Source organism: Staphylococcus sp. GDY8P45P (assembly GCF_017892745.1).
Classification (GTDB): Bacteria; Bacillota; Bacilli; order Staphylococcales; family Staphylococcaceae; genus Staphylococcus; species Staphylococcus cohnii.
The window spans coordinates 60,984-85,807 of sequence record NZ_JAESLS010000007.1 but is presented as its reverse complement, the minus strand read 5'-3'; the positions used below and the strand labels follow the sequence as shown (position 1 = coordinate 85,807).

Here is a 24,824-nt window from a genome sequence, read left to right as displayed (position 1 = left end):
GAGAGAAGAATGGCAAGAAAACAAGATTATCAAAGTGCTTTTGATGTGATTGGTCCAATTATGATGGGGCCTTCTAGTTCTCACACGGCAGGTGCAGTAAAAATAGGTAATGCTGCACGCACAGTACTACAATGTGAACCTCAAAAAATTGTAATTCATTATTATGAATCATTTGCCTCCACGCACAAGGGGCATGGAACAGATTTAGCGATTATAGGTGGATCATTGGGTTTCAGTACATTTGATGAACGTATTAAAGACGCTATTTCATTTGCTGAAGCTCAAAATATTGATATAGAAATTATAGAAGAAACAAGTGCTAGCTTAGGTGAGCATCCTAACTGCGCATTAATTAAATTAGATGGCAACGAACGACATGTGGAAATTAATGGTATTTCAATCGGTGGAGGTACAATCAAGATTAAAAGTATTCACGTGGACGGTCTTTGTATCCTTATGCATCACGCATTACCTATTTTGGTTGTAGATGGAGCAGCCAATATTTCATTAATTAACCATTTGATTAATGACTTGATTGAGTATGAAGTAGATATTAATGAAGAGATAAAAACAATTAATGATGACAAGTGTTTATTGGCATTACACTTAAATAAAGCTTTAAATATAGATAGTTTAAGTAGGTTACGCGAGAAATATAAAGAATTAAATTTTTCATATATCTGTTAGAGGAGTGGCAATATGTATCATTCAATGCGAGAAATTATAGATTATGCAATGACGCACAACACAACATTTGCTGAAATGATGATTCGTGAGGAGATGGATATAAAAGGGATTTCAAGGGATGAAGTTCGTGCATTAATGAAACAAAACCTTGATGTTATGAGAGAAGCTTTAGAAAAGGGACTTTCTGGAGAAGGCGTAAAAAGTGTTACGGGCTATACAGGACAAGATGCCGTGAAACTAGATCGATATAATGAGCATTACCATGCTTTATCTGGACATGATATGGTAGAAGCTTTAAAAGGCGCAATATCGACAAATGAAGTAAATGCTGCGATGGGAATCATTTGTGCAACGCCAACTGCTGGTTCATCAGGTACAATACCAGGCATACTATTCAAGTTAGAAAAGACACATGGATTAACACAAGCACAGATGATCGACTTTTTATTTGCAGCCGCACTATGTGGCAAAATCATCGCAAACAATGCAAGTGTTGCGGGTGCCATTGGTGGTTGTCAGGCAGAGGTGGGATCAGCATCCGCAATTGCAGCAGCGGCAGCAGTTGAGATATTTGGTGGAACACCTGAAGAAAGTGGTCATGCGATGGCTTTAGCTATCAGTAATTTATTAGGATTGGTTTGTGATCCTGTGGCAGGGTTGGTTGAAATACCGTGTGTTATGCGTAATGCTATAGGTTCAGGTAACGGACTAATTTCAGCTGATTTAGCATTAGCGGGAATAAAAAGCAGAATACCAGTTGATGAAGTGATAGAGGCGATGGATAGAGTAGGACGTAACTTGCCAGCATCGTTAAGAGAAACTGGATTGGGAGGTCTAGCTGGAACGCCTACTGGAGAAGCGATAAAGAAAAAGATATTTGGAGAAACAAGTGTTGAAACTTAAATAACTAAGGACATATAAATTACTAGCATAAAAAATTGAATTGAAAAAATACATGTTTCCCACTAAACTGAATTAAAAGAGGTGGGAGACATGTTACTGAAGCTAGGGCTTATTTTTATTGTGTTTGTTATAAATAGTATCGTAACGTATTACTTAACTACAGACGGTACATGGGTCAACCTATTGTTGAAATCATTGTCGCTAAGTTTGATTATTGTCTTTATTTATAATTACGTAAAACTAATGATAACGATAAAACGACAAAAATAGTAATATGATTAAAATAGAATTGAAAATATATTGAAAGTATAGAAATGAAAAAAGGTTGGAACGACAAGCGTTCCAACCTTTAATTACATTTATAAAAGATATCCAAAGTTCATAGTATGTGTTGTCTTGTTATTATGAACTTGTGATTTCACCGTATTCTTTTGAATGATAAGTGTCAGTATCTAAGTTGTTTGTCAATTTAGCTGTACCTGTACCAGCAAGCATAGAGTCGTTAACATTTAATGCAGTACGGCCCATATCGATAAGTGGTTCTACTGAAATCAGCACACCAGCTAATGCAACAGGTAAATTTAAAGTAGATAATACAATGATAGAGGCGAATGTTGCGCCACCACCAACACCAGCAACACCAAATGAACTAATCACGACAATGCCGATGACAGATAATATAAATTGTAAATTAACTTCAACACCAGCTGCTGGTGCTACCATTATTGCTAACATTGCTGGATAAATACCAGCACAGCCGTTTTGACCAATAGAAAGACCAAACGAAGCTGAGAAGTTTGCAATACCATCCGGTACACCTAAACGATTTTTTTGAGTTTGGACATTGAGTGGTAATGAACCAGCACTTGAACGAGAAGTAAATGCAAATAACAATACTTCAGATGTTTTCTTAACAAATGTAACAGGGTTTAGTCCCATACCAGTTACAATGAGTAAGTGAATGATATACATTACAATTAATGCCGCATAAGATGCGATAACAAATTTACCTAACGTCCATATTGCACCAAAATCACTTGTCGCGATTGTATTCGCCATTATAGCTAAAATACCATATGGTGTTAGACGTAGTACAAATGTCACAATCGCCATAACGATATTATAAATTGCATCGATACCACGTTTAAGTAAATGACCGCTTTCTGGTTGTTTACGCATAACGCGTAAGAATGCAAAGCCAACAAACGCAGCAAAGATTACAACAGCGATTGTTGATGTTGTACGTTGACCAGTGAAATCTAAGAATGGGTTACTTGGTAATAATTCTAAGATTTGTTGTGGTAGCGTGTTCGCTGTCATATCCTTAGCTTGACTTGCGAGTTCACTACCTCTTGAGCTTTCGGCACTACCTAAATCAATTGTAGATGCGTCTAAACCAAAGACAAGTGCTGAGATAATACCGATAATTGCTGCAATTGCTACAGTCCCAATTAAGAAAATGAAGATATAGATGCCAATTTTAGCAAATTTTTCTCCAATATTAATTTTAGTAAATGCTGAAACGATTGAAATAAAGATTAAAGGTATAACAATCATTTGTAAGAATGAAATATAGCCATCTCCAACTATACTAAACCAATCTGTGGTTTGTTTAGTGACCTTTGAGTCCACACCGTATATTAAATGAATAGCAATTCCAAAGACAATCCCGATGCCTAATGCTGTAAAGACACGTTTAGGAAATGAAACATGTCTTCTTGCCATTACATATAATCCGATAAGGAAGGCCGCAAAAATAATGATGTTTAAAATTGTTAGTAACATAAAAACAAGACCTACACTTTCTATTATTTAATTTATTTTGTTAAATCCGATACGCATACTAAGGATAGTAGCAAAACGAATAATATTCAAGTCAATTACTCAAAAAAATTATGAAATTTACATGACTTTATTTTTGAAACAGAATTGGAGAAGCTATAAACCTAGGTAGGGTGTGGTGTCAAGGCGTTTGTGGCTAAATTAATTAGCAATACAGCAAAGATGAAATTAGGGGGAATTTTGATTTAGAAATGCTGGTGGCCATTCTTAGAAGGGATTCGATTCGAGCAATATGATAGTTAAACGAGGATTTAATAAGTCGAAGTAGCCCTGAATATTAGGAAAATAGTTACACAACAAGCTACGAGATTTCATGCAAAACAAAGAAACGTCAATTTCTATACTATTTCAATAGAAATTGACGTTTCTTTTTAACCAAAAGCTTTTATGCCTTGGAATCATCTGTCACTTATAAATTAAAGAGGCGTGCGAAAAATCCTTTACGTTCTTCTTTGTGCTCTTCTTTAGCAAGTGGCGAAGCGTATGAAGTAGCCTCTTGAGATGCATTTGATTGCTGTGAATCTGACTCATTTGTAGTAGATGACGCTGATGCGTCTTCTTTATTATTATCTGTTTGTTGCTCAACTTCAGAAGTTTCTTTGTGAGTACCTGATTCAACAGGGGCATCTGATTTATCAGCCGTGTTTGCTTTGGAAGTTTGTTTTTCAGCTTCTGAATTTGCTGATTGTGCTGTAGGTTGTTCACTAATTTGTGTGATTTCTTCATCAACAGTTTCTGCTGATACATTTTCAGAAACTTCATTTGTATGAGGATCTGTTGTGTCAGCCATTTTTTCAGGTGTTACTTTAGTATTAGCTTGTTCAGTTGTATTTTCAGTGAACGCATTTGCGTCGTTATCTGTTGAACTTTGATTTGTATACACATGCTCAGATTCGACATTAGATTTCACAAGTTCAGTTTGTTCTTTTTGAGAATCTTGAATGACACTTTGTGTAGATTTAATTTCGTCTGTAGATGATTGAATTGCTTTAAGTGATTCTGTATTTTCTTCTAATTTAGAAGTAATCTGATTTTGCATTTTATGCAATTCTTGCTGTTGTTGGTGTACTTGATTAATCATTTGTCCTAGCATTTGGCGCTCGTCACGCATATTTTGAATTTCAGTACGTAAGTCCTCTACGAGTAGAGATACATTTTGGTCTGAAGGTAGATTGTTGTCATCTTCTTTGACTAACACCTGTAGAAAATCTTTTTCCTTTTCGAGTTCTTCAAAAGCTAAATCATAGCTATTTGTCTGTTTAACTTTTTCAGCAATATCTTGGAAGAGTTCAATATCCTCTTCTTGGAAATCTGTAGCTTCGCGGCCACGATATTCAGTTTTACTAAGTTGATAACCGCGTTCTTCTAAATGTTGAACGATTTTACGGACTTGCTTTTCACTTAGCTCAACACGTTGTGCAAATTCTTTAGTTAACATAGAAATGAGTCCTTTCATAAATGATTTTATGTATACGGACGTTTGTCTTCGGTTAGTGAAACGTCAGTCTTACCTCTATGTTAGTCTAAACTGTTTTAACAGTGATTTCAAGTGGTGTACACTATGATTTACGTAAATCCATTTCTTCTAACAATGGGTAAATAATACTTCTAGAAATTCTATTTGCAAATACATACTTTAATATATAGTTTGATTTAATACATGGTCCATATATGTCTTTTGTCAGTTCTATATTAGATTTGATAAATAAATCTTTCGGTGATCCCTCTGAATATCCATTTAAATTTGGGGCTAGATAATCTAAATCATATTGCTTTTCAAAGCCATGACTAAATAAAAATTCACGTCTATTACTGAGCACTTGTTGCTCATCTTCTGAAACAAGTTCTGGTTCTTTCGGTACCTCTAGCATAATAAAGTTTACATCGTGTTCATGTAATTGATTGGATAAATAATTAATTTCCTTTTCAATACGTGCCAAAGTATTTGTAATTAATTCATCGTGATCCGGTTGATCATTTGCAATCAGATAGATTAAAAATGCAGAATTTGTCGTCGCTTCATAATGTGCAGTTGCTAAACTAACAACTTTATCTGACTGTAAGCCTACTAAAAAGATATAGTCATCTTTGGTATGTTCATTTTTTAAAGATTGTTTAAATATTTGTTCATCTTCAGATAAATCAATGTCAAATTGTCCATCGTATAGTTTTAATGCTGCTTTAAATAATGGATCATCAATTGATTTGATAGTCTTAAAATCCATGAATAGATGCACCCCCAATAATAATGCGTTTATTATAACATAGTAAATTAATGGAAATCAGTGAAAATATTGTATGTATCATTTGTAATAGAAATAAAATAGGAGCGAGACAGAAACCACAAAATACATAGTGATTTTCTGTGTTCGCTCCTGATAAAGGTTGTCTATATGTTAAGCAATAATTTGAAAGTATGTTGTGACCATTTTTAAATAATTACATTAAATCACAATTTTGATTAAGCGAAGATTAGGATTTTGGTCCGTTTGTTTCTTCTGCGTAATGCTTATCTTCAACAGTATTACGTGCATATGCAGCGTTTGCTTCTTGAACTTCTTCATGAGAAGAGTTATCTCTAGTTGCAACAACTAGAAAGTTATTATCAAGAAGTTCTTTTTTATAACGTTCTTTGTCATAATCATTAATATCGTAATAAGCTAAAACAGTTTCTTCACCGTCTTCTCCAGTTAAAATTTTTGCCATTTTGTCACTGAATGAACCACTCGTTGCTGTTAGGTTTACTTCAGAATCATGTAACTCATCAAAATGAAGTTTTGTCTTACTTAATACTGAAATTTCAGATTCAACATATCCTTCTGACAATTTTTGTTGGATAGTTGGTAGTATTTCATCTTTGCTTTGTACAATTGTAAAATCAGCCATTGTCTTGTCCCTCCGTCCACTTTTCTATTGTTTATCTAATACTTTCCCTATGAACCACTAGGTAAAACGAATATATTTTTATTATATAATGAAGTGACGTATCTGACAATCTTGATTTTAAAGTAAAGAAAACGGTTACTAGAAGCGTTGGTTATTATTAAATCTCTTTATTTAAAGCGCTTACTTATAATGTTCGTATTGAAAATCATGCTGAAATTTGCTATCATCAGTTAATAATTTATCTAACTCATATAATCTAGAGGATATGGCTCTAGAAGTTTCTACCATGTTGCCATTAACGACATGACTATGGGTAACCAATACAATACAAAAAGCATTCAACTCCAATCGTTTTAAAGCTTTATTAGGGAAATGAAGTTATACATATAATCTTCTAAAACAATTGTAGTGTTTTCAATTTTTACATAATTAGGGAAATGAATGTTGAAGACTTAATTTGCAACGTACATGTTGTAAGTTAAACATCAGTTCTTTATAGTATTGCACGTTCACTCATAGATCCTGAAACTAAGTTAGTTTAGGATTTTTTTTGTATAAAAAATGAGGAGGTTTTTTGAGTGGATTTGTTAAAACGGAAAGTTGAGGCAGACGGTGTCGTCATTGATGAGAAAATTTTGAAAGTAGATGGGTTTTTAAATCATCAAATAGACGCAAAGCTGATGCACGACGTAGGACTAACGTTTTATAATCAATTTAAAGATGAAGGGATTACTAAAGTATTAACGATTGAGGCATCTGGTATTGCACCAGCAATCATGGCAGCAATGCACTTTGATGTGCCGTGTTTATTTGCTAAAAAAGCAAAGCCTAGCACGTTAAAGAAAAATACTTATCAAGCTGATATCCATTCATTCACTAAAAATACGACGAGTACTGTAGTGGTTTCAGATGAATTTTTAGACGAAAATGATCGCGTATTAATCGTCGATGATTTCTTAGCTAATGGTGATGCATCATTAGGTTTAAATGAAATTGTTCAACAAGCCAATGCTGAAACTGTTGGCATAGGTATTGTAGTTGAAAAGAGTTTCCAACCAGGCAGAGAACGTTTAGAAACAGCAGGATTGAAAGTATCGTCTTTATGTAAAGTTGCTTCTCTAAGTGGTAACAAAGTGACATTTTTAGAGGAACAATCATGAAGACATTCATCTTAAGTTTACAACATCTATTGGCGATGTATGCAGGCGCTATACTCGTACCAATTATTGTAGGGACAAGCCTAGATTTTACTCCAGAACAAATTGCCTTCTTAGTCACTGTTGATATTTTCATGTGTGGTGTAGCCACATTTTTACAAGTTTGGAAAGGTACAGGTACTGGGTTGCCCATTGTCTTAGGCTGTACATTTACAGCCGTTGCACCGATGATTTTAATCGGGCAAACTAAAGGTATCGGTGATTTATACGGTTCCCTTTTCTTATCAGGTATATTAGTTGTCATCATTGCTCCATTTTTTTCATATTTAGTTAAATTCTTTCCACCAGTTGTGACAGGCAGTGTCGTTACAATTATAGGTATCAATTTGATGCCAGTAGCGATGAATTATTTAGCAGGTGGAGAAGGTGCTAAAAATTTTGGTGATGCCAAAAACATTTTACTTGGTGTAATTACATTAATAGTCATATTAATTGTGCAACGTTTTACAACAGGTTTCTTAAAATCAATTGCCATATTGATTGGCTTAATTGTAGGTACTGTATTAGCGTCAATATTTGGCATTGTTGATGTGAAACAAGTTGGTGAAGCACATTGGTTTTCATTACCACAACCATTCAGATTTTCAACATTCAGCTTTGATTTTGGTGCAACTTTAGTATTCTTTATTGTTGCATTAGTCAGTCTGATAGAATCAACAGGTGTTTACCATGCATTAAGTGAAATTACAGGTAAGAAATTGGAGAGAAAAGATTTTCGTAAAGGTTATACTGCTGAAGGTATCGCGATTATCTTAGGATCCATTTTTAATGCGTTCCCGTATACCGCTTATTCTCAAAATGTGGGATTAGTATCTTTATCTGGTGCTAAAAAGAACAAAGTTATCTATGGCATGGTTATCTTGCTTATTATTTGTGGATGTATCCCTAAATTGGGTGCCTTAGCAAATATGATTCCTCTACCAGTATTAGGTGGTGCAATGATAGCAATGTTTGGCATGGTTATGGCATATGGTGTTAGTATATTAGGTAATATTAATTTCAAAAATCAAAATAATTTGTTGGTAATCGCGGTATCAGTTGGACTAGGAACGGGTATAAGTGCAGTACCTCAAGCATTTCAAGCTTTAGGAGACCAATTCGCATGGCTAACTCAAAATGGTATTGTACTTGGTGCTATTTCAGCAATTGTTTTGAATTTCTTTTTTAACGGCATTAAGAATCAACAAAACATAGAAACTATGGAATAATGGAGCTATAAAACAAATATTAGGAGGCTGTATTCATATGTGGGAAAATAAGTTTGAAAAAGAATCTTTAACTTTTGATGATGTGTTATTGTTACCAGCAGAATCAGATGTATTGCCGAAAGAAGTAGACTTAAGTGTTCAATTATCAGAAGGTATTAAATTAAATATCCCTGTTATTTCAGCAGGTATGGATACTGTAACTGAATCCAAAATGGCGATCTCAATGGCTAGACAAGGTGGTCTAGGTGTTATTCATAAAAATATGAATATTGAAGATCAAGCAGATGAAGTTCAAAAAGTTAAACGCTCAGAAAACGGTGTTATTTCAAACCCATTCTTCTTAACGCCAGAAGAAAGTGTGTATGAAGCAGAAGCGTTGATGGGTAAATATCGTATTTCAGGTGTACCTATTGTAAATAATGAAGAAGAGAGAACATTAGTCGGTATTTTAACAAACCGTGATTTACGTTTTATTGAAGATTTCTCTATTAAGATTTCAGATGTTATGACTAAAGAAAACTTAATTACAGCACCTGTAGGCACTACTTTAGATGAAGCTGAAGAACTATTACAGCAACATAAAATAGAAAAATTACCGTTAGTTAAAGATGGTAAATTAGAAGGTTTAATCACAATCAAAGACATTGAAAAAGTACTTGAATTCCCCAATTCTGCTAAAGACAAACTTGGCAGATTGCTAGTAGGTGCAGCAATTGGTATCGCAAAAGATACGGATATTCGCGCTGAAAAATTAGTTGAAGCGGGTGTAGATGCCTTAGTTATTGATACAGCTCATGGACATTCTAAAGGCGTTTTAGAACAAGTTAAACACATTAAAGAAAAATTCCCACAAGTAACATTAGTTGCTGGAAACGTGGCAACTGCTGCAGGAACTAAAGCTTTATATGAAGCAGGTGCAGATGTTGTCAAAGTAGGTATCGGACCTGGCTCAATTTGTACGACTCGTGTTGTTGCTGGTGTAGGTGTACCACAAATTACAGCTGTATATGACTGTGCAACAGAAGCACGTAAGCAAGGAAAGTCTATTATTGCTGATGGTGGTATTAAATTCTCAGGAGACATTATCAAAGCGTTAGCTGCAGGTGGACATGCTGTGATGCTAGGTAGCTTACTTGCAGGTACTGAAGAAAGTCCTGGTGCTACAGAAGTATTCCAAGGTAGACAATATAAAGTATATAGAGGTATGGGCTCATTAGGTGCAATGGAAAGTGGTTCTAACGACCGTTATTTCCAAGAAGATAAAGCTCCTAAAAAATTCGTGCCTGAAGGTATTGAAGGTCGTATTGCTTACAAAGGTCCATTACAAGATACGATTTACCAACTTATGGGCGGTGTGAGATCAGGCATGGGCTACACTGGTTCAAGAAACTTAGAAGCATTAAGAGAAGAAGCACAATTTACACGTATGGGACCTGCTGGTTTAGCAGAAAGTCACCCACATGATGTGCAAATTACAAAAGAATCACCAAATTATTCATTCTAAGTTAAAGGAGATTTAAAGTTATGGAAATGGCGAAAGAGCAAGAGCTCATACTTGTTTTAGATTTTGGTAGCCAATATAACCAATTAATTACACGTCGTATACGTGAAATGGGTGTGTATAGTGAACTGCACGACCATGAAATCAGCATTGAAGAAATTAAACGCATGAATCCGAAAGGGATTATCCTTTCAGGAGGACCAAATTCAGTATATGAAGAGAACTCTTTTACGATTGACCCAGAAATTTACAATTTAGGTATTCCTATTCTAGGTATTTGTTATGGCATGCAATTAACAACTAAATTGTTAGGCGGGAAAGTTGAACGTGCCAATGAAAGAGAATACGGTAAAGCCGTGATTAATGCGAAAACTGACGAATTATTCTTCGGATTACCTGAAGAACAAAATGTTTGGATGAGTCATTCAGATAAAGTTATTGAAATCCCAGAAGGTTTTGAAGTGATTGCAGACAGTCCAAGTACGAACTATGCAGCAATTGAAGATAAATCACGCCGTATCTACGGTGTTCAATTCCATCCTGAAGTACGTCACACTGAATTTGGTAACGACTTATTACGTAACTTTGTACGTCGCGTGTGTGAATGTACTGGCGAATGGTCAATGGAAAACTTTATAGATATCGAAGTTGAAAAAATTCGCGAACTAGTTGGTGATCGCAGGGTGCTATGTGCAATGAGCGGTGGTGTAGACTCATCTGTAGTTGCAGTATTATTACACAAAGCGATCGGCGACCAATTAACATGTATCTTCGTAGACCATGGCTTATTACGTAAAGGTGAAGGCGACATGGTCATGGAACAATTTGGTGAAGGTTTCAACATGAACATCATTCGTGTCGATGCTCAAGAACGTTTTATGAATAAACTGCAAGGTGTGTCAGATCCGGAACAAAAACGTAAAATCATTGGTAATGAATTCGTTTATGTCTTTGATGATGAAGCATCTAAGCTAAAAGGTGTTGATTTCTTAGCGCAGGGCACATTGTATACAGACGTTATTGAATCAGGTACAAAAACAGCACAAACGATTAAATCACACCATAATGTAGGCGGATTACCTGAAGATATGGAATTCCAATTAATTGAACCTATTAATACATTATTCAAAGATGAGGTGCGTGAATTAGGTATCGAATTAGGTATTCCAAAACACTTAGTATGGAGACAGCCTTTCCCAGGTCCAGGTTTAGGTATTCGTGTGCTGGGTGAAATTACAGAAGATAAACTTGAAATCGTACGCGAATCAGATGCGATTTTAAGACAAGTCATTCGTGAAGAAGGTCTTGAACGTGATATATGGCAGTATTTCACAGTGTTACCTGGTATTCAATCCGTAGGTGTCATGGGAGACTACCGGACATATGACCACACTGTAGGTATTCGCGCAGTGACATCTATTGATGGTATGACAAGTGACTTTGCACGTATTGATTGGGAAGTCTTACAAAAAATTTCAAGCAGAATTGTTAATGAAGTAGACCACGTGAACCGTGTTGTTTATGATATTACATCTAAGCCCCCAAGTACCATAGAGTGGGAATAATAGAATAGAATGATGAACACCCCCTTGAGCATAGGCTTAAGGGGGTGTTTTGTGGGTTTTAGAATGTGAAAAGGGCATAGTTTGCAATTTTATGAATTTCGGGCATGACAAGAGATAATCGATAGAAGTTACCTCTCTAGTATTAAGAATTATTTGAATAATAAAACATACGCAATTCCTATAAATACACCGACTATAAATAGTATCCAAATTAAATGAGGGTTGAATCTCCAATCACTTGTAGATGTCTTTGCGATTCTCTTTGAATACCATAAATCTAAAGTTTTAAATAAAGCGAAAATCAATCCGAATAACAAAGGATAAATAATAAAATTCATGTTATCACTCTTTCTATTGTATTATAAATTATTGTATTTTTTCTAATTTATTCATCATATCTTTATCTATTTGCTCAGTTATGTGACTATATATCTGTAGTGTAGTCTTATGGTCAGTGCGACCTACACGCCCCATAATGGCTTGGAGAGCACGCCAAACTGAGATAATAATGATATGTGACTGTGACGCATAGTGTGACTTGTTATGTGCTTTGTCATGCCTACGCTAGATGCTGATTGTTGCATATTTCTATTTATGGTACTAAGCGACATAGGATTGCCACGATGATTAGTGAATATAAATCCTCTATCTTGATACATAGATTCCCATTGAATAGCCTTTTTATTCTCTAATATAGTTTTGCGTAAAATGTCACAACTACGAGAGGTTAGTGAAATTAATCTATAAGAAGCCTCAGTTTTGGTTGTATCTTTAAAGCCTACTGTATTATTTTCATTACGCCAATGAATTGTACCGTTTATTTCTAAGGTTTTATTATCAAAATCAATATTATCTGGTTGAATTGCTAATAATTCCCCTATACGCTCATTTAAGAGACTTTGAGCTTCTTTCTGCGACTACTTATCATTCTTATTTAGAACAACGCTCACACGTTTCCATTTGTAGATATATGGTCTTTATACTTCTCATAGAAACAATACTGTATTTGATTATATTTATTAGTGAATTGTTCATGCCACATACGTTATCCCTACTTAAGATATAAAATAAATAGGGTAGGCGTACTACCCATGAAGAAATTTATTTGTCTTTTAATAAATACTTGACTTGATTATAAATTATTCATCATCTTCTAATAAGTTAGCCACATTAACAATAATTTCTTTAGTTACAGGGTTAATACTTACATCTTCGTTATAACCTAAAGATTTTACTTGTATGGTATCATTATCTATTTTTAATGCTATTTCAACGTGTTGGTATCCTTGTAAAATTAATAATGTATCTTCATTAACAACAACATCATGTGAACCTTTTCCATTTACAGTGACATTCCACTCATTAAATTTAAATTGCATGATAAATTTCCCCCTTTGTTATGTATTATTTCTCTTTCTTAAAGCTAAATACTAAAAATGATAAGCTAATAACCAAAAATAAAGGCATTACAGTAATAGATAATACTAGAAATGTCATTGCGAAAACAAAGTACGTTTCATCTACTTTATACTTACCGAACTTCATAATATCCATCCTATTTACGCTCCTCAAATCCGTATATTAAGCAAATTACAAATACTACAAAAACTGCTGGTACAAATATAGATACTACTAAAAGTGGTATGGACATAATTAAATAGTTGTAATCGTATTTATATTTACCAAATTTCATGTAATCACTCCTCTACTTTCAACACTATTTAATTAAAATATTACTATGTATCTCGCAACCTTAAAATAGGGCGTACGTGTGTAAAGACATGTAGTGGGTGCTGCTAATCCTTATTTTTCTTTCTCACTTTAATAAATTCCTTAATATACAAGTAACCATCGAGCATTGTACTTAAAATGAAATTTATAACTTTAATTACTGTACCTACAATATACTCCACATTAAAGCTCCTTTGTGTAATGGTTAGTGTCGTCTTTTATGTAATTTACTAATAAGTACTGAGATTTAAATAGTCGAAATTAGTATATAAGACTTTTAAGATGTCTAAAAAATCATCATAATATGAATCAATCTATAGATATATTGAATTTTTGTTTAAGAATTCAATAGAAAATACATATGGAATGATCTTTTGATATTTAATATTATCCAATTCAAAATGATAATGAGCTTGTTATTATGTTAATAAGTTTAATAAAAGATCTGTTAAATAAGTTTCCATAAATGCTGCGATTATAATCAAAGGTAGGGCAATTAACAAATAAATTTTCAATAAATTAAGTATTGCTAATTTGATAGAAAGATTTTGTTTCTTACTCTTTCTGAAAAGGTTATTAATTTTCCTAATAAAAGATTGATTAACTTTAAATAAGGCACTAGCTATGAAGCAAAAACCCAATATTTCTACGATAGAATGAGGTGTAGAAGCTATAATCATCATACTCCCTTTATATAAATCAAAATGAAGTACGAAGCCAAACGCTATACCTAGTGGTACAGTTGTTTTTATTATATTTAAGTAATATAGAAAAGGAATTGGAATTATAGTCAGTATTAGCATTTGAAAAGGCACTTTAAAGCCATTGTTTAGTATATATTCCCAAACCTTTTTCAAACCTTGTGCCCTATCTACGGAATTATGAGTACCGTCTGTAGCACTTTTTAAAGTTTCTATAGATGGACTGAATATAATAGCCAAAATAAGGGTGATTAAAAAAATCAATAATGTTGTAAATAAGAATTTTAATGTTCTTTTGAGATAAGCATCATCTTGAATTTTAAGCATATATGCCTCCGTAAAATAAAGGGTGTGTATGTAACTAATATCACACTATCAAATATTTATTGATATTAATAGGTTATTTAAATAAATGTAGTTCTCTAAAATGTACATACCACTATAAGTTCTGTTAGGTGGTTTGGTTATAGTTACATTTATTTGTATAGAATAGACATATAAGAACTAAATTTATACAGTTAGGCAATATAAGTTTTTAAAAAATATGTTATTATATTTTTGAGTTATCCTCAATATTATTAAAAAGAAAACAAAATTTAGGGAGAAAATTATGTTAAGTGGATTGTACGATGTTCTAGTTTTTTTTATTGACCTATTTGTGGGCAAGTATTCCCGATTTTATTTAATAGTATTTATATTAATAATTGTGTTAGCTGCTATAATAGATGTGTTTATATCGATTGGTTCTAAGAAGTCAGAAAGTAAATTATTATTATTTATTAAAAGTTTAGGTATTCATTTTGTTGGTATTGTAGTTTTTTGCGGCATTCTTTTATTCATAAATAGGATGTTAACTTTTATACCCTTTTTTTACATTAACTCTCAATCAGAAGAATTGAAGGGTTTAACTGGTATTACATTATACTTATCATTACTTTTTGTATTGTTTGTAGGACTCTTTTTCATGAAAATGAGAGGGAGAAAATTATTTTGTATTGTAATACAGTTGTTTATTGCTATAGCTATTTTTTACATAGGGACTTTATTATTAAATTTCTCATTACCATTTAGCATACCAATTATACTAGCAGATATTCTTATAGTTGTTTTAATTGGGAATATACTAATGGAATATATAGAAAAGGTGGAATAGGTATGTGGATAGCAATATTTAGTATGTGGTTTTGTATAGGTATGGCATTCTTAGCTATTTATTTAAATAAGGAGAAATAGGGAGAATAAATAGTGTTAAGATACTGTAAATAGTATTGAACAATTTAATTGTGTATAAAGTTCCTCCAGAACTTCATCCCTTATTAATCCCTTAGGGGACGCTTCACAAATTAAAATATCACCTTCTTATTTATAGTTGTGTTATTTTATGAAATCACTCTAACTATTTTTATAGTTAATTCAAAACTGCTCGGGCAGGCACTTATGTGCTCGCCCTATTTTTTGTGTTAATATCAAGTTGCAAACAATAAATAATGTTTTTATTTTACATAGGAGTGTGATAGTTTTGAAAAAGAATGATGAACTAGATCAAGGATTTATAATAGCAACTATGTTAAATGTATTTCTCATGCTTGGTCTTATTTTTATTATGCATTTAGAGAATTTGTTTATATTAATACCTTATGTTCTTATAGTGATGGTAAATGCTATATACTTAGTTACGAAATCTATGAAAATTAGAAATAAGCGAAGATTATAAAAGATTTGTTTTATATAAAAGGAGTATTTTTATGAATGTTGGTTTGTTTTTGATAATTGTTATTTGTTGTGGTTTGTTGCCAATTGTTATTTCTGTAAATGAAAAAAATAAGAAGAATAAAAAGAAGTAGAACACGTATTTTTCTTGAAAAATTTATTGATCGTTAAGAATACAGAGACTCAACGTCAATAAAGCAATTGGAATAAAGCAATTATGTTAATTTAAGAATTGTGGAGGTGTAAGTATTAAGAATAAACTTTTTAAGGCAATTAAAGACGTTATTATTATTATCGTAATTATTTTTTTAGTAGCGACTGTGTTAAATTACATAGATTTGAATATTAGTTTAAATAAATATTGGAGTAAACTTGGAAATTTAGGATTAATAAATATTTACGAAAATAAAAATTTAAATGGGTTGGTAACATTAGGTTTTATATTAGCTGGATTATCTTTTGTTTACGATATGTTTTTTAAGAAAGAGTCTAAAGAGGTTAAGCAAAAATAAGAGAAGTCTAATTGGTTTTGATTTTAGGTTTTGAAACGATTTTCTTCTTGTCTTGTTATTATATATTAAACCACCCACTCAGTGACGTGTGTGGGTGGTTTGTGCGCAATACATAATTATTCGAATATATGTAAAATATATTTAAATTTTACACTATATAACGAAGGGGGTTACAATTTGAGCAACTTCATTAAGTTAGAAAATGCATTTGTATTTATTGTCACGTTATGTGTTTACTTTATGTTTGATTTCTCACTATGGATATTTCTTTTATTTCTATTGTTACCTGATATATCTATGTTTGGGTATATTATAAATAAAGAAGTGGGTAGTAAAATTTATAATATTGGTCATACATATATATTACCTATATTAATCACTTTGTGTTATTTGTTAACTAAAGAGTCTATACTGTTACAAGTATCTTTGATTTGGTTAGCACACATTAGTATGGATAGAACAATTGGTTATGGACTCAAATATGCTATTGGTTTCGATAAAACTACTATTCAAAAAGTTTAAGAAGTTGTTGTTCATTAATAATATCAAAGGAGAAAAACATGAAAAAAGCATTGTTTTTATTATTAGATGATTTTGCAGATTGGGAAGGCTCGCATCTATCTTCAATTTTAAATCAAAATGAAAAGTGGTCAGTGAAAACTATTTCTTTAAAAGAAAAAGTGATTTCAATTGGTGGATTTTCAGTATTAGTTGATTATATTATTGGTTTTGAACCTAAAGATTATGATTTGTTGATTTTGGTTGGAGGTAATTCTTGGAACATTAATGATCAAAGACTTTTTAAATTTATTGAAGAATCATTTAATAAAAACATCGTAATAGGAGCTATATGTGGTGCTGTTGATTATCTAGCTAAAAATGGTTTTCTAAATGACTATAAACATACTGGCAATTCAGTTTATTTATGGAAAAATCACGAGTTCTACACATCTGAAGATAAATTTTTGGAAATACAAGCAGTAAATGATAGGGGATTAGTTACAGCCAATGGCACGGCTCCTCTGGAATTCACTAAAGAAATTTTAAAAAAAATTAATTTTGATACACTTGAAAATATTGAAAAAACTATGTATATGAAAAGATTTGGATTTTATAAGTATTGTGAAGAATTTGGAAATCCATTTTAATTAATAATATAACCCACTACCTCTGACCTGAGAAGTGGGTTGGTTTTTCGTATAATGTAGCGTTTTAAGAAATTAATAATCGTTTGCAATAAGATAGAACAAGCCACCTATTATCATTATTATGATTAATGTACCTATAAATGGAGCCCAAGCTAATACAAGTGACCATATTATAAGAACTAATGAAATTATTATCTGTAGAAATCCAAAAAATGATGACCCCATTAGGTAAGCTAAATAAATCGTTAAAGCAAAAATTGCTACGGTTAATAACATTAGTCCTATAATTTTCAAAGTCCCTGTTGTGTAACCGTCAACAAACAAGTTTTTTACATGAATTTGATTACCGTATTGATTAACAAATTCACTAGCTTGAATATTTAAGTTGATAAATGAAATAATTCCAATTACAAGTGTAATGAAATTCCATTTAACTTTATCAATATCTTCTAAGATATCCATTTTGAATCCCCCTATGTATAATTTTGTTGTAATTATACACACAAAATCCAATATAAACCTATTTATTGCCCAACTGTTTAATTTTTATGCTTAAGTGTTGTGATATACAATATTTGTTAATATTTATATTCACTTATAAAAGTATTTCTTCCTATTCATAGTATAAAAGGCAAAAATATTTTAAGCATATAATGCCTTTTTATAATTGAAAAGCGTCAAGAGTGTTAAAAAAGTTTACTTAATGTATAATAAAGTTACAAAAAGTATTGACACTGTTACACCAATGAGTTGATAATATAAAAGTATATAATAAATAAGAAAGCACAAAATCTCGGAACTGTTTTTGTGTATTTAATCATAAATCACACGATAACAGCGTAGGGACGCTGTTATTTTTGTGTTTGAAATGCTGTGTTGATTATGGAGGAGATAAAAGTGATAGCTACAAGTATTCCAAAATATACTCAAAATGAATTAGTAACACTGATTAATGAGAGAGAAATAAATTTAGTTAGTGAAGGATACGATGATTTAGCAAGAGCTATTGAGAAGGATTTTATTTTTGATAAGGAGCTTTTTTTACAGTGTGCTGAAGTATTAAATATTGATAAAAAAGAAATTTTTAATGTGGAAAATATTTCTGATATTAGCTTTAGAGGTACAGGATCAGAAAAAGATATTGAAAACATAATTAAGTTATTTAAAACTATGGTACAACAAAGCAAGTTAAGAGGTAATATAAATGTCTAACAGATATGAGATTTCAAGTTCTAGAAAAAAAGAACTTGAAAATGAAGTTAATGAAACAGTAATAAATTTTAAAAAAGATTATCCCAATATAAAAAGTCCCATAAAAAACTCTTATTCAACAATTGAGGAAATGGGGTTTTTTATTATAGGTAAAAAATTAGATAATGACATTTCTGGCTTTCATTTAAATATAGGTGATTATAAATGCATTTTTATAAATAGAGGTCATCACTTTGCTAGACAAAATCAATCGTTATGGCACGAAGTTTATCATTGGTATACTGGTAATATAGGGCACGTAAGTACTATGAATAACATGGAACATAAAGAAATGGAATATAAAGCGGAAAATTTTGCATCTAAAATTCTTATAGATAGAAATAATTTAATAGAAATAATTTTGTCTAATAATATAAATATTGAATACATCAGAAAAAAGGATATTGTTCGATTACAAAATTATTATGGTGTTTCTTATATGAATGTAGCTAGAGCTTTATATGAAGTTTATCCAAAAAAATTTAATCCCAATAGAATGAATTTAGGTCAAAGAAAAAATCATGATAAACTAATCAAATTTTGTGAAACAGAAGGGTTAGACTATTCGATATATGATATACCTAAATCTGATTACATAACCAGTTCGTTTATTGGAAATTTAAAACAAAATTATATAGATAATAAAATAACATTAGATTACTTAGAAGATGTTCTCAACCTCATAGATGAGGAGTTGAATATTATTGAGTAATATTAAATGTGTATGTGATGCAAATATATGGATAGATGCATGTCATTGTGACGCCGAAGTAGATTATTTAAATGAATATAGTATAGTTGGTTTTGCTGAACAAGTACATAATGAAATAATGAAATTCAGAAGTAATAAAGATAAATTTTCATACATTTATACTAAGTACAATGCTAATCAAAGTTTATATAAAGTTTTACAAACTAGTGAATTAGGAGATATGGAACCTCATTTCATACACGAATTAAGTCTAAAAGGATTTGGAGATATAGATAATAGTAAAAATAAAATTAAAAACTTAGGTGAATATGCATCTTTATATTTTGCGTACTATTTGAAAATTCCTTTAATTCACAGTACGGATCTTGATTTTATACAAGAAGAAAAAGAAAGAATGCCTGATATTGAAATTATTACTTGGAATGAAATATGTGAGCAAATTTCTTACGATAATGACGAGAGGCTTAAAATGAATAAAACTGTAGAGAAAATGAAACAAGAAATGAATAAAAAGAGACAAGAAAATGAGGGGAATAAAAAACTAGCTCTTGAAAAAAGATTAGAGAAATTAGAAAGTGTGACCAACGCGCAAAGAAATAAATAATAAGATTAAAGCATTAAAGAGTTATTACATGGACAAGTTAAATATCTTGTTTTAAACGTCACTTGGTAAAGTGGCGTTTTTCTATGTTGAGAAACATCCTATACTGCAGTGATGCGTGAGTTTGTATAACTATATAAGTTGCGAACACATTTACATCGATAATTCTAAGGGCAAAAAAAAGGCATAATTTTGATAATAAGGGCGAGGGTATTAAGAAAGATTTATAGCAATAATCAAAAATAGCATTAGTAATTTATTGAAATTAGAATCAATATTAAGTTATGACCTCATCGTGATGATGGGGTTTTTATTATGTTAAATATTATGATAATCTGTAATTAAATAAAATTAAATTGACTAAAATACAAAGGGTGGTTTTGTTATGAGCTTGAAAGAAATGTGGCATTATTTGTTAAATAAAAAATGGGAATCTGATGACGTTTTGATGTTGGTTTTGTATGTGTTCATAGCTAGTATATTCGTAACGCCATTACTAGGAGTGCCAATTGGAGTTATAGCATTTTTAATTCTTAATGAAGATGTTTTAGATAAATAACCACTTTGTTAGAATGTCTGTATTGCGTCGAGGAATGATAAAGAAGTATCTCTATAGAAAGGTGCGTATGATTGTGGCAAAGTATTTTACTGCGAAAAAAATAGGGATATATTTGTTGGCTATCATAATTGTACAACCTATTGTATTTAGTGTTTTTGATCTGGATAGTTCATTTCCATTAGAGATTATTAGTCATAGTATATTTATAATTATAGGGTTAATATTTATATTTTTAAATTTTCATTTCGACAAAAAGGATAATAAAAATAAACACTAGTGATATTGAATTACAATATTGTAACTGTAAATTCAGTATCTCACGCATACGGGAATGAATACGTAATTGAATACGTAAATTTTAAAATGTTGTAAATTAATGCAAATGATGAATAGTTTAAACTATTGATTTATCAACTGTTCACAAGTGTTACAAAACTATAAAAAATCACTGCTCCATAGAGTGGGAATAATAGAATAGAATGATGAACACCCCCTTGAGCATAGGCTTAAGGGGGTGTTTTTTGTGTTTTAGGAATTGGGGGAATGGCTGAACTGGCAGTTTTACGGGTGAGTTAAATTAATTGAAAGTATTTTAGCCAAATAGGACATTTACTTATGTACTTGTCCTATTTTTTTTTATGAGTAGACATAAATGACAATTTAACACTTATGATTTTAAATATCTAAAAACTAATGATAAAATACAATTAGATTAAGCTTAATTTGATATGTAAAAAGATTAATTAATCATTATTATTGAATTTCAAAAATTATTGGAGTGATTTTCATGGCAAAACCATTATTTGAAACAACTGTAATAAGTAATGGCGGAAGAGATGGAAAAGTTTTTAGTGAAGATAATACATTTTATCAAGACTTAGCTGTTCCAAAAGAAATGGGTGGCAACGGCGTTACTGAGTCAAACCCTGAACAGTTATTTGCAGCTGGTTACAGCGCTTGTTTTAACAATGCACTAATGCATATTTTGAAAGGTGCAGACAAGGGTATGATTGAGCCAGAAGTCCGTGCGACTGCTTACTTATTGCCAGATAAATCTGATGGCGGTGTAAAATTGGCTGCTGAATTAGATGTAACACTTAAAGATCTCAGCCAAGAAGAAGCGGAGATGTTCGTTGAAAAAGCGCATAATTATTGCCCGTACTCGAAAGCACTTAAACACAGTATTGATATTGAAATTACTGTTAACGTTAATTAAAGTGATGCAAAAAGCTAAATAGAATTTTTTGGAATTTTATCAAGCAGTCATATATCTATATAACCGTATCTTAATTAGTGCGGTTATTTTTTATAAAACAATATAATCCAACTAAATGTATAAGTACTTTCATTAAGAAAAAAGTATCAATTTGATCATAAACACATTGGTATAAATCAGAAAATATTTTATGGAATTTAGTGCTGTATTTTTAGTGATGGTGATATTGTTACATCATTAAATAATGGGCCACCCTCAGTGGAAGCATCAACATTTGTAACTATAACTTTATAAATTGGAGTGCTTAATATGCCTAAATCACAACAAGTATTGGTTGGTATATGGCTAATATTATTTATTTTTAATTTCATTGCACCTATTATTGGAACAATGATGCATATTGAAATATTAGAATTTAGCTCACCTTTAATTAAAACAGTACAATTCGCATTTGTCATAATTTTTGGTATTTTTACATATAGACAAATTAAACGTAAAGGTTTCTAGCAGTGCAAGAAAAAAACTATACGATCGGAGTTTTAATATGTCTATGTCAAACATAGTCATGCTGATACTTACTATAATAATGCTGTTATTTGTATTTATTTTTGGTCTATTACTTGATAAACCAGTTATATACATGTTTATTGCATTGTTTGCTCATTCAACGTTTTTATTCATCATTCGTTACTTCTGGCAAGATAAAGAATTTGGAGAAGCTTTTACACATTCTTTTGATTTCATTACCATAACAATAGTTATTATATTTACAATTTTGAAAGTTCAAAAAGCAAAATCAGGTGAATAATACGTTTGAATATACGTATACCTACTATTGATAAAACGAAGAGTGGAACTTTTGTTTAAAAAAACAATTGGAATATACTAATAAAATTTGAAAATCAATGTTATGAAAAATTATAAACACCTGAAATGACATTTTAAAATAATATCGAATAATATTTAATCATATAAAAAGAGTTGGAAAGATTGCTAAGGTGCAGTTTCCAGCTCTTTTTATTTTGATTTTTACATTTTGACAGATTCGATATTACCGATATTTAAATTTAAAACTTGCATATTATTACTATTTTCTATCTATATTTTTACTTAAACGGAAATATTCCCCTAATAAACGACTCCTTGCAATATTATGGTAATTAGTAATCTCTCATAAATATTTGTTATTAATTTATAAAATATATTGTATACATACAACAGATAACTTCTTGGTAGTTAAGGAAAATTTTATATTACGAAAATTCACTTTAACAGTAAAAGTGAGTGAGATATTAATATTACAATAACTCCATTAGAAAGGAAGTTTCGAAATGAAAAAGTTACTATTATCTACAGCTTTATTAATGACAATTGTACAATTTAGCAGTCAAGAGGTAAATGGTGAAGAGATTCCTCATGGTATTTTGCATAAGGATGGAAGCTTTACAGAACCCAATGTGTTTCCGCACAAAGATATAGCAGAGGTTGAAAAACCGATAGAGTTAAAGGATGGTACGAAGAAAATTCCTCATGGTATTTTGCATAAGGATGGAAGTTTTACAGAACCAAATGTGTTTCCGCACAAGGATATAGCAGAGGTTGAAGAGCCGAAAGAATTAGAAGATGCTACGAAAGAATTTAATCATAAATCTAATAGTGAGACGTCATTGCACAATAATGCAGTAAATGAAAAATTAAAAGATGAAGGTGTTTTAAACTCTAAAAACCCAGGAGGAGAAAGTGATCGGTTTAATAAAAATCAGAACTTAGATATTTCAAAAAATAATGATTTCTCAAAATTTGAGACTGAAGTAAAAAATTCAAAAAATAGCGTTAATCACAATGCAATAAAAGAATTACCTAATACAGGCATGATTTCAGATAATAGAACACTAACCATTTTTTTAGCGAGTATCTCATTGATTGTGGGTGGTTTATTATTATGTAAACGTGTTAATTTTAAAGTTTTTCAAAAATAAGACATTTTAGGTATTGCTATTGTCGTAATCTTACAGTGATGTCATTCTGAATAAGATTAACAAAAATTTAAATATTATGATGTGGATGAAGTCACAAGCATTTACTTTCCATAAGATATTCAAAGCTGAAACATTATTATGTTTCAGCTTTTGTTTTTATTACAAGTATAGTTGAATTGGGATATTTTCAATTACAATAAGTTGGATTATTTACAAACAATTCACGTTTTAAAATGTATGATATTATAAAAATATAAGTCGAAGTATCTTTTGAACTTGAGCGAATAATAATAAGTTATACAGTACATTTTAGGAGAGGTAAAATGAAAACGGTTGGCATTATTTTAGGGATTTTAGTTATTCTTTCTTGGTTATTTGTAATGAAAGAATACAAAAATGGAAATCAGGGCACTCATAAAGCTCAAAATGTTATGTTATTAGCTTGTTTGTTAACTATAATTATGACCGTTTTACAATTATTTTATTAGTCATTCGTGAATTAAGTTTGTAAATGAACAAATAAGTAATGTTATATAGAAGTCTCAACATATTTCCTTTGATTTTAAACTTAGGACTGAGACTTAACTTTATTGTAAAGAATACCTACGCCACAGTTGCTATATCCTAATTGGTAATCAAATTTAATGATTTCGATATAAGGATTTTCTTCTAAGAATTCATTAACTTTCTTGTTTAAGCCTTTTTCTGTCATAGCTGTTAAATTTACAAATTTCATATGATGACTCCTTTACTATTTTTATTATATTATACAGTATTTTAGAAACATACTTTTTACAGTTCGAGTTTTAATTCAACTATATCATTTCTCATTTATGGTAAAAAGTCACCTTATTTTAAAATGTTTTAGTTAAGATGAATTTTATGACATTTTTTA

The 24,824-nt window shown here is 31.1% G+C and carries 29 protein-coding genes, 1 pseudogene and 1 riboswitch; of the genes and pseudogenes, 20 read left to right on the top strand and 10 right to left on the bottom strand.

Annotated elements, in window-relative coordinates; translation table 11 throughout:
- Positions 1 to 9: 9 nt before the first annotated feature.
- From sdaAB to KA873_RS13575, 3 genes are all read left to right on the top strand, one after another.
- The gene (sdaAB, locus tag KA873_RS08390; protein WP_107383863.1) at positions 10 to 687 is read left to right on the top strand and encodes an L-serine ammonia-lyase, iron-sulfur-dependent subunit beta; all 678 of its coding nucleotides are present in this window, start codon (positions 10 to 12) and stop codon (positions 685 to 687) included.
- 12 nt (positions 688 to 699) lie between these two features.
- Positions 700 to 1,590: an L-serine ammonia-lyase, iron-sulfur-dependent, subunit alpha gene (sdaAA, locus tag KA873_RS08385; RefSeq protein WP_210140235.1), complete on the top strand. Its 891-nt coding sequence runs from the start codon at positions 700 to 702 to the stop codon at positions 1,588 to 1,590.
- A 90-nt stretch (positions 1,591 to 1,680) separates the two neighbouring features.
- A complete protein-coding gene (locus KA873_RS13575) occupies positions 1,681 to 1,860 on the top strand; it encodes a hypothetical protein (RefSeq protein ID WP_107383865.1) in 180 nt (59 codons plus the stop codon).
- Between the two features lie 132 nt (positions 1,861 to 1,992).
- Here the strand turns inward: KA873_RS13575 and KA873_RS08380 are convergent, their stop codons facing one another.
- The 4 genes from KA873_RS08380 to KA873_RS08365 all read right to left on the bottom strand — a co-directional run bounded on the left by KA873_RS08380 (position 1,993) and on the right by KA873_RS08365 (position 6,318).
- Positions 1,993 to 3,375, bottom strand: a complete 1,383-nt coding sequence (locus tag KA873_RS08380) for an L-cystine transporter (protein WP_107383866.1) — start codon at positions 3,373 to 3,375, stop codon at positions 1,993 to 1,995.
- Between the two features lie 466 nt (positions 3,376 to 3,841).
- On the bottom strand, positions 3,842 to 4,870 hold the full coding sequence (locus tag KA873_RS08375) for a hypothetical protein (RefSeq protein WP_107385938.1): 1,029 nt from the start codon (positions 4,868 to 4,870) through the stop codon (positions 3,842 to 3,844).
- Between the two features lie 121 nt (positions 4,871 to 4,991).
- Positions 4,992 to 5,657, bottom strand: a complete 666-nt coding sequence (locus tag KA873_RS08370; protein ID WP_107385937.1) for a hypothetical protein — start codon at positions 5,655 to 5,657, stop codon at positions 4,992 to 4,994.
- A gap of 247 nt (positions 5,658 to 5,904) precedes the next feature.
- Positions 5,905 to 6,318: a general stress protein gene (locus KA873_RS08365; protein WP_107383869.1), complete on the bottom strand. Its 414-nt coding sequence runs from the start codon at positions 6,316 to 6,318 to the stop codon at positions 5,905 to 5,907.
- Positions 6,319 to 6,545: 227 nt separating this feature from the next.
- Positions 6,546 to 6,648: riboswitch (purine riboswitch) on the top strand.
- A 248-nt stretch (positions 6,649 to 6,896) separates the two neighbouring features.
- Between KA873_RS08365 and xpt the strand changes: the two genes are divergently transcribed.
- The 4 genes from xpt to guaA are packed head-to-tail and all read left to right on the top strand — an operon-like array spanning position 6,897 to position 11,809.
- The gene (xpt, locus tag KA873_RS08360; protein WP_210140234.1) at positions 6,897 to 7,478 is read left to right on the top strand and encodes a xanthine phosphoribosyltransferase; all 582 of its coding nucleotides are present in this window, start codon (positions 6,897 to 6,899) and stop codon (positions 7,476 to 7,478) included.
- Positions 7,475 to 8,743, top strand: a complete 1,269-nt coding sequence (pbuX, locus tag KA873_RS08355) for a xanthine permease PbuX (protein ID WP_046207045.1) — start codon at positions 7,475 to 7,477, stop codon at positions 8,741 to 8,743. The genes xpt and pbuX overlap by 4 nt, the downstream gene beginning before the upstream one ends.
- 37 nt (positions 8,744 to 8,780) lie before the next feature.
- Positions 8,781 to 10,247 carry an IMP dehydrogenase gene (gene guaB, locus KA873_RS08350; protein WP_107383871.1) on the top strand — a complete coding sequence of 489 codons (1,467 nt, stop codon included), beginning with the start codon at positions 8,781 to 8,783 and terminating at the stop codon, positions 10,245 to 10,247.
- A 20-nt stretch (positions 10,248 to 10,267) separates the two neighbouring features.
- On the top strand, positions 10,268 to 11,809 hold the full coding sequence (gene guaA / locus KA873_RS08345) for a glutamine-hydrolyzing GMP synthase (protein ID WP_210140233.1): 1,542 nt from the start codon (positions 10,268 to 10,270) through the stop codon (positions 11,807 to 11,809).
- A 366-nt stretch (positions 11,810 to 12,175) separates the two neighbouring features.
- Here the strand turns inward: guaA and KA873_RS08340 are convergent.
- The 4 genes and pseudogenes from KA873_RS08340 to KA873_RS08325 all read right to left on the bottom strand — a co-directional run.
- Positions 12,176 to 12,717 (bottom strand): annotated as a pseudogene (locus tag KA873_RS08340) (tyrosine-type recombinase/integrase); the annotation flags it as partial.
- A gap of 231 nt (positions 12,718 to 12,948) precedes the next feature.
- Positions 12,949 to 13,188 carry a hypothetical protein gene (locus tag KA873_RS08335; protein ID WP_210140232.1) on the bottom strand — a complete coding sequence of 80 codons (240 nt, stop codon included), beginning with the start codon at positions 13,186 to 13,188 and terminating at the stop codon, positions 12,949 to 12,951.
- A 25-nt stretch (positions 13,189 to 13,213) separates the two neighbouring features.
- Positions 13,214 to 13,363 (bottom strand): hypothetical protein, encoded by a 150-nt coding sequence (locus tag KA873_RS08330; RefSeq protein ID WP_210140231.1) that lies wholly within the window; start codon positions 13,361 to 13,363, stop codon positions 13,214 to 13,216.
- Positions 13,364 to 13,959: 596 nt separating this feature from the next.
- Positions 13,960 to 14,568, bottom strand: coding sequence for a stage II sporulation protein M (locus KA873_RS08325; RefSeq protein WP_210140230.1), 609 nt, complete (start codon positions 14,566 to 14,568; stop codon positions 13,960 to 13,962).
- Positions 14,569 to 14,851: 283 nt separating this feature from the next.
- On the opposite strand from KA873_RS08325, the gene KA873_RS08320 reads away from it, so the two are divergent.
- The 4 genes from KA873_RS08320 to KA873_RS08310 all read left to right on the top strand — a co-directional run bounded on the left by KA873_RS08320 (position 14,852) and on the right by KA873_RS08310 (position 17,611).
- Positions 14,852 to 15,394, top strand: coding sequence for a hypothetical protein (locus KA873_RS08320; RefSeq protein ID WP_210140229.1), 543 nt, complete (start codon positions 14,852 to 14,854; stop codon positions 15,392 to 15,394).
- A 366-nt stretch (positions 15,395 to 15,760) separates the two neighbouring features.
- Positions 15,761 to 15,955 (top strand): hypothetical protein, encoded by a 195-nt coding sequence (locus tag KA873_RS13570; protein WP_245337690.1) that lies wholly within the window; start codon positions 15,761 to 15,763, stop codon positions 15,953 to 15,955.
- A gap of 685 nt (positions 15,956 to 16,640) precedes the next feature.
- Positions 16,641 to 16,985 (top strand): DUF4260 domain-containing protein, encoded by a 345-nt coding sequence (locus tag KA873_RS08315; RefSeq protein WP_210140228.1) that lies wholly within the window; start codon positions 16,641 to 16,643, stop codon positions 16,983 to 16,985.
- Positions 16,986 to 17,023: 38 nt separating this feature from the next.
- A complete protein-coding gene (locus KA873_RS08310; RefSeq protein WP_210140227.1) occupies positions 17,024 to 17,611 on the top strand; it encodes a type 1 glutamine amidotransferase family protein in 588 nt (195 codons plus the stop codon).
- 72 nt (positions 17,612 to 17,683) lie between these two features.
- On the opposite strand, the gene KA873_RS13565 is transcribed toward KA873_RS08310, so the two are convergent.
- Entirely contained in the window at positions 17,684 to 18,073 is a 390-nt protein-coding gene (locus KA873_RS13565) for a hypothetical protein (protein WP_245337689.1), read from the bottom strand.
- Between the two features lie 435 nt (positions 18,074 to 18,508).
- Here KA873_RS13565 and KA873_RS08300 point away from each other — a divergent pair, with 435 nt between their 5' ends.
- The 9 genes from KA873_RS08300 to KA873_RS08260 all read left to right on the top strand — a co-directional run bounded on the left by KA873_RS08300 (position 18,509) and on the right by KA873_RS08260 (position 24,417).
- The gene (locus KA873_RS08300) at positions 18,509 to 18,823 is read left to right on the top strand and encodes a hypothetical protein (protein WP_210140226.1); all 315 of its coding nucleotides are present in this window, start codon (positions 18,509 to 18,511) and stop codon (positions 18,821 to 18,823) included.
- Positions 18,816 to 19,574, top strand: coding sequence for an ImmA/IrrE family metallo-endopeptidase (locus KA873_RS08295; protein WP_210140225.1), 759 nt, complete (start codon positions 18,816 to 18,818; stop codon positions 19,572 to 19,574). Before KA873_RS08300 ends, KA873_RS08295 begins: the two co-directional genes overlap by 8 nt.
- A complete protein-coding gene (locus KA873_RS08290) occupies positions 19,567 to 20,178 on the top strand; it encodes a hypothetical protein (RefSeq protein ID WP_210140224.1) in 612 nt (203 codons plus the stop codon). The genes KA873_RS08295 and KA873_RS08290 overlap by 8 nt, the downstream gene beginning before the upstream one ends.
- A 382-nt stretch (positions 20,179 to 20,560) precedes the next feature.
- On the top strand, positions 20,561 to 20,734 hold the full coding sequence (locus tag KA873_RS08285; protein WP_210140223.1) for a VraH family peptide resistance protein: 174 nt from the start codon (positions 20,561 to 20,563) through the stop codon (positions 20,732 to 20,734).
- Positions 20,735 to 21,521: 787 nt separating this feature from the next.
- Positions 21,522 to 21,950, top strand: coding sequence for an organic hydroperoxide resistance protein (locus KA873_RS08280; RefSeq protein WP_107383873.1), 429 nt, complete (start codon positions 21,522 to 21,524; stop codon positions 21,948 to 21,950).
- A 309-nt stretch (positions 21,951 to 22,259) separates the two neighbouring features.
- Positions 22,260 to 22,457, top strand: a complete 198-nt coding sequence (locus KA873_RS08275) for a hypothetical protein (RefSeq protein WP_192959281.1) — start codon at positions 22,260 to 22,262, stop codon at positions 22,455 to 22,457.
- A gap of 37 nt (positions 22,458 to 22,494) precedes the next feature.
- Positions 22,495 to 22,758: a hypothetical protein gene (locus KA873_RS08270; RefSeq protein WP_245337688.1), complete on the top strand. Its 264-nt coding sequence runs from the start codon at positions 22,495 to 22,497 to the stop codon at positions 22,756 to 22,758.
- Between the two features lie 523 nt (positions 22,759 to 23,281).
- On the top strand, positions 23,282 to 23,929 hold the full coding sequence (locus KA873_RS08265) for a hypothetical protein (protein ID WP_210140222.1): 648 nt from the start codon (positions 23,282 to 23,284) through the stop codon (positions 23,927 to 23,929).
- A gap of 323 nt (positions 23,930 to 24,252) precedes the next feature.
- Positions 24,253 to 24,417 (top strand): hypothetical protein, encoded by a 165-nt coding sequence (locus tag KA873_RS08260; RefSeq protein ID WP_181187402.1) that lies wholly within the window; start codon positions 24,253 to 24,255, stop codon positions 24,415 to 24,417.
- 80 nt (positions 24,418 to 24,497) lie between these two features.
- Here the strand turns inward: KA873_RS08260 and KA873_RS08255 are convergent, their stop codons facing one another.
- Complete coding sequence (locus KA873_RS08255; protein WP_181187401.1) at positions 24,498 to 24,665, bottom strand: hypothetical protein; 168 nt, start codon at positions 24,663 to 24,665, stop codon at positions 24,498 to 24,500.
- Positions 24,666 to 24,824: the final 159 nt, after the last annotated feature.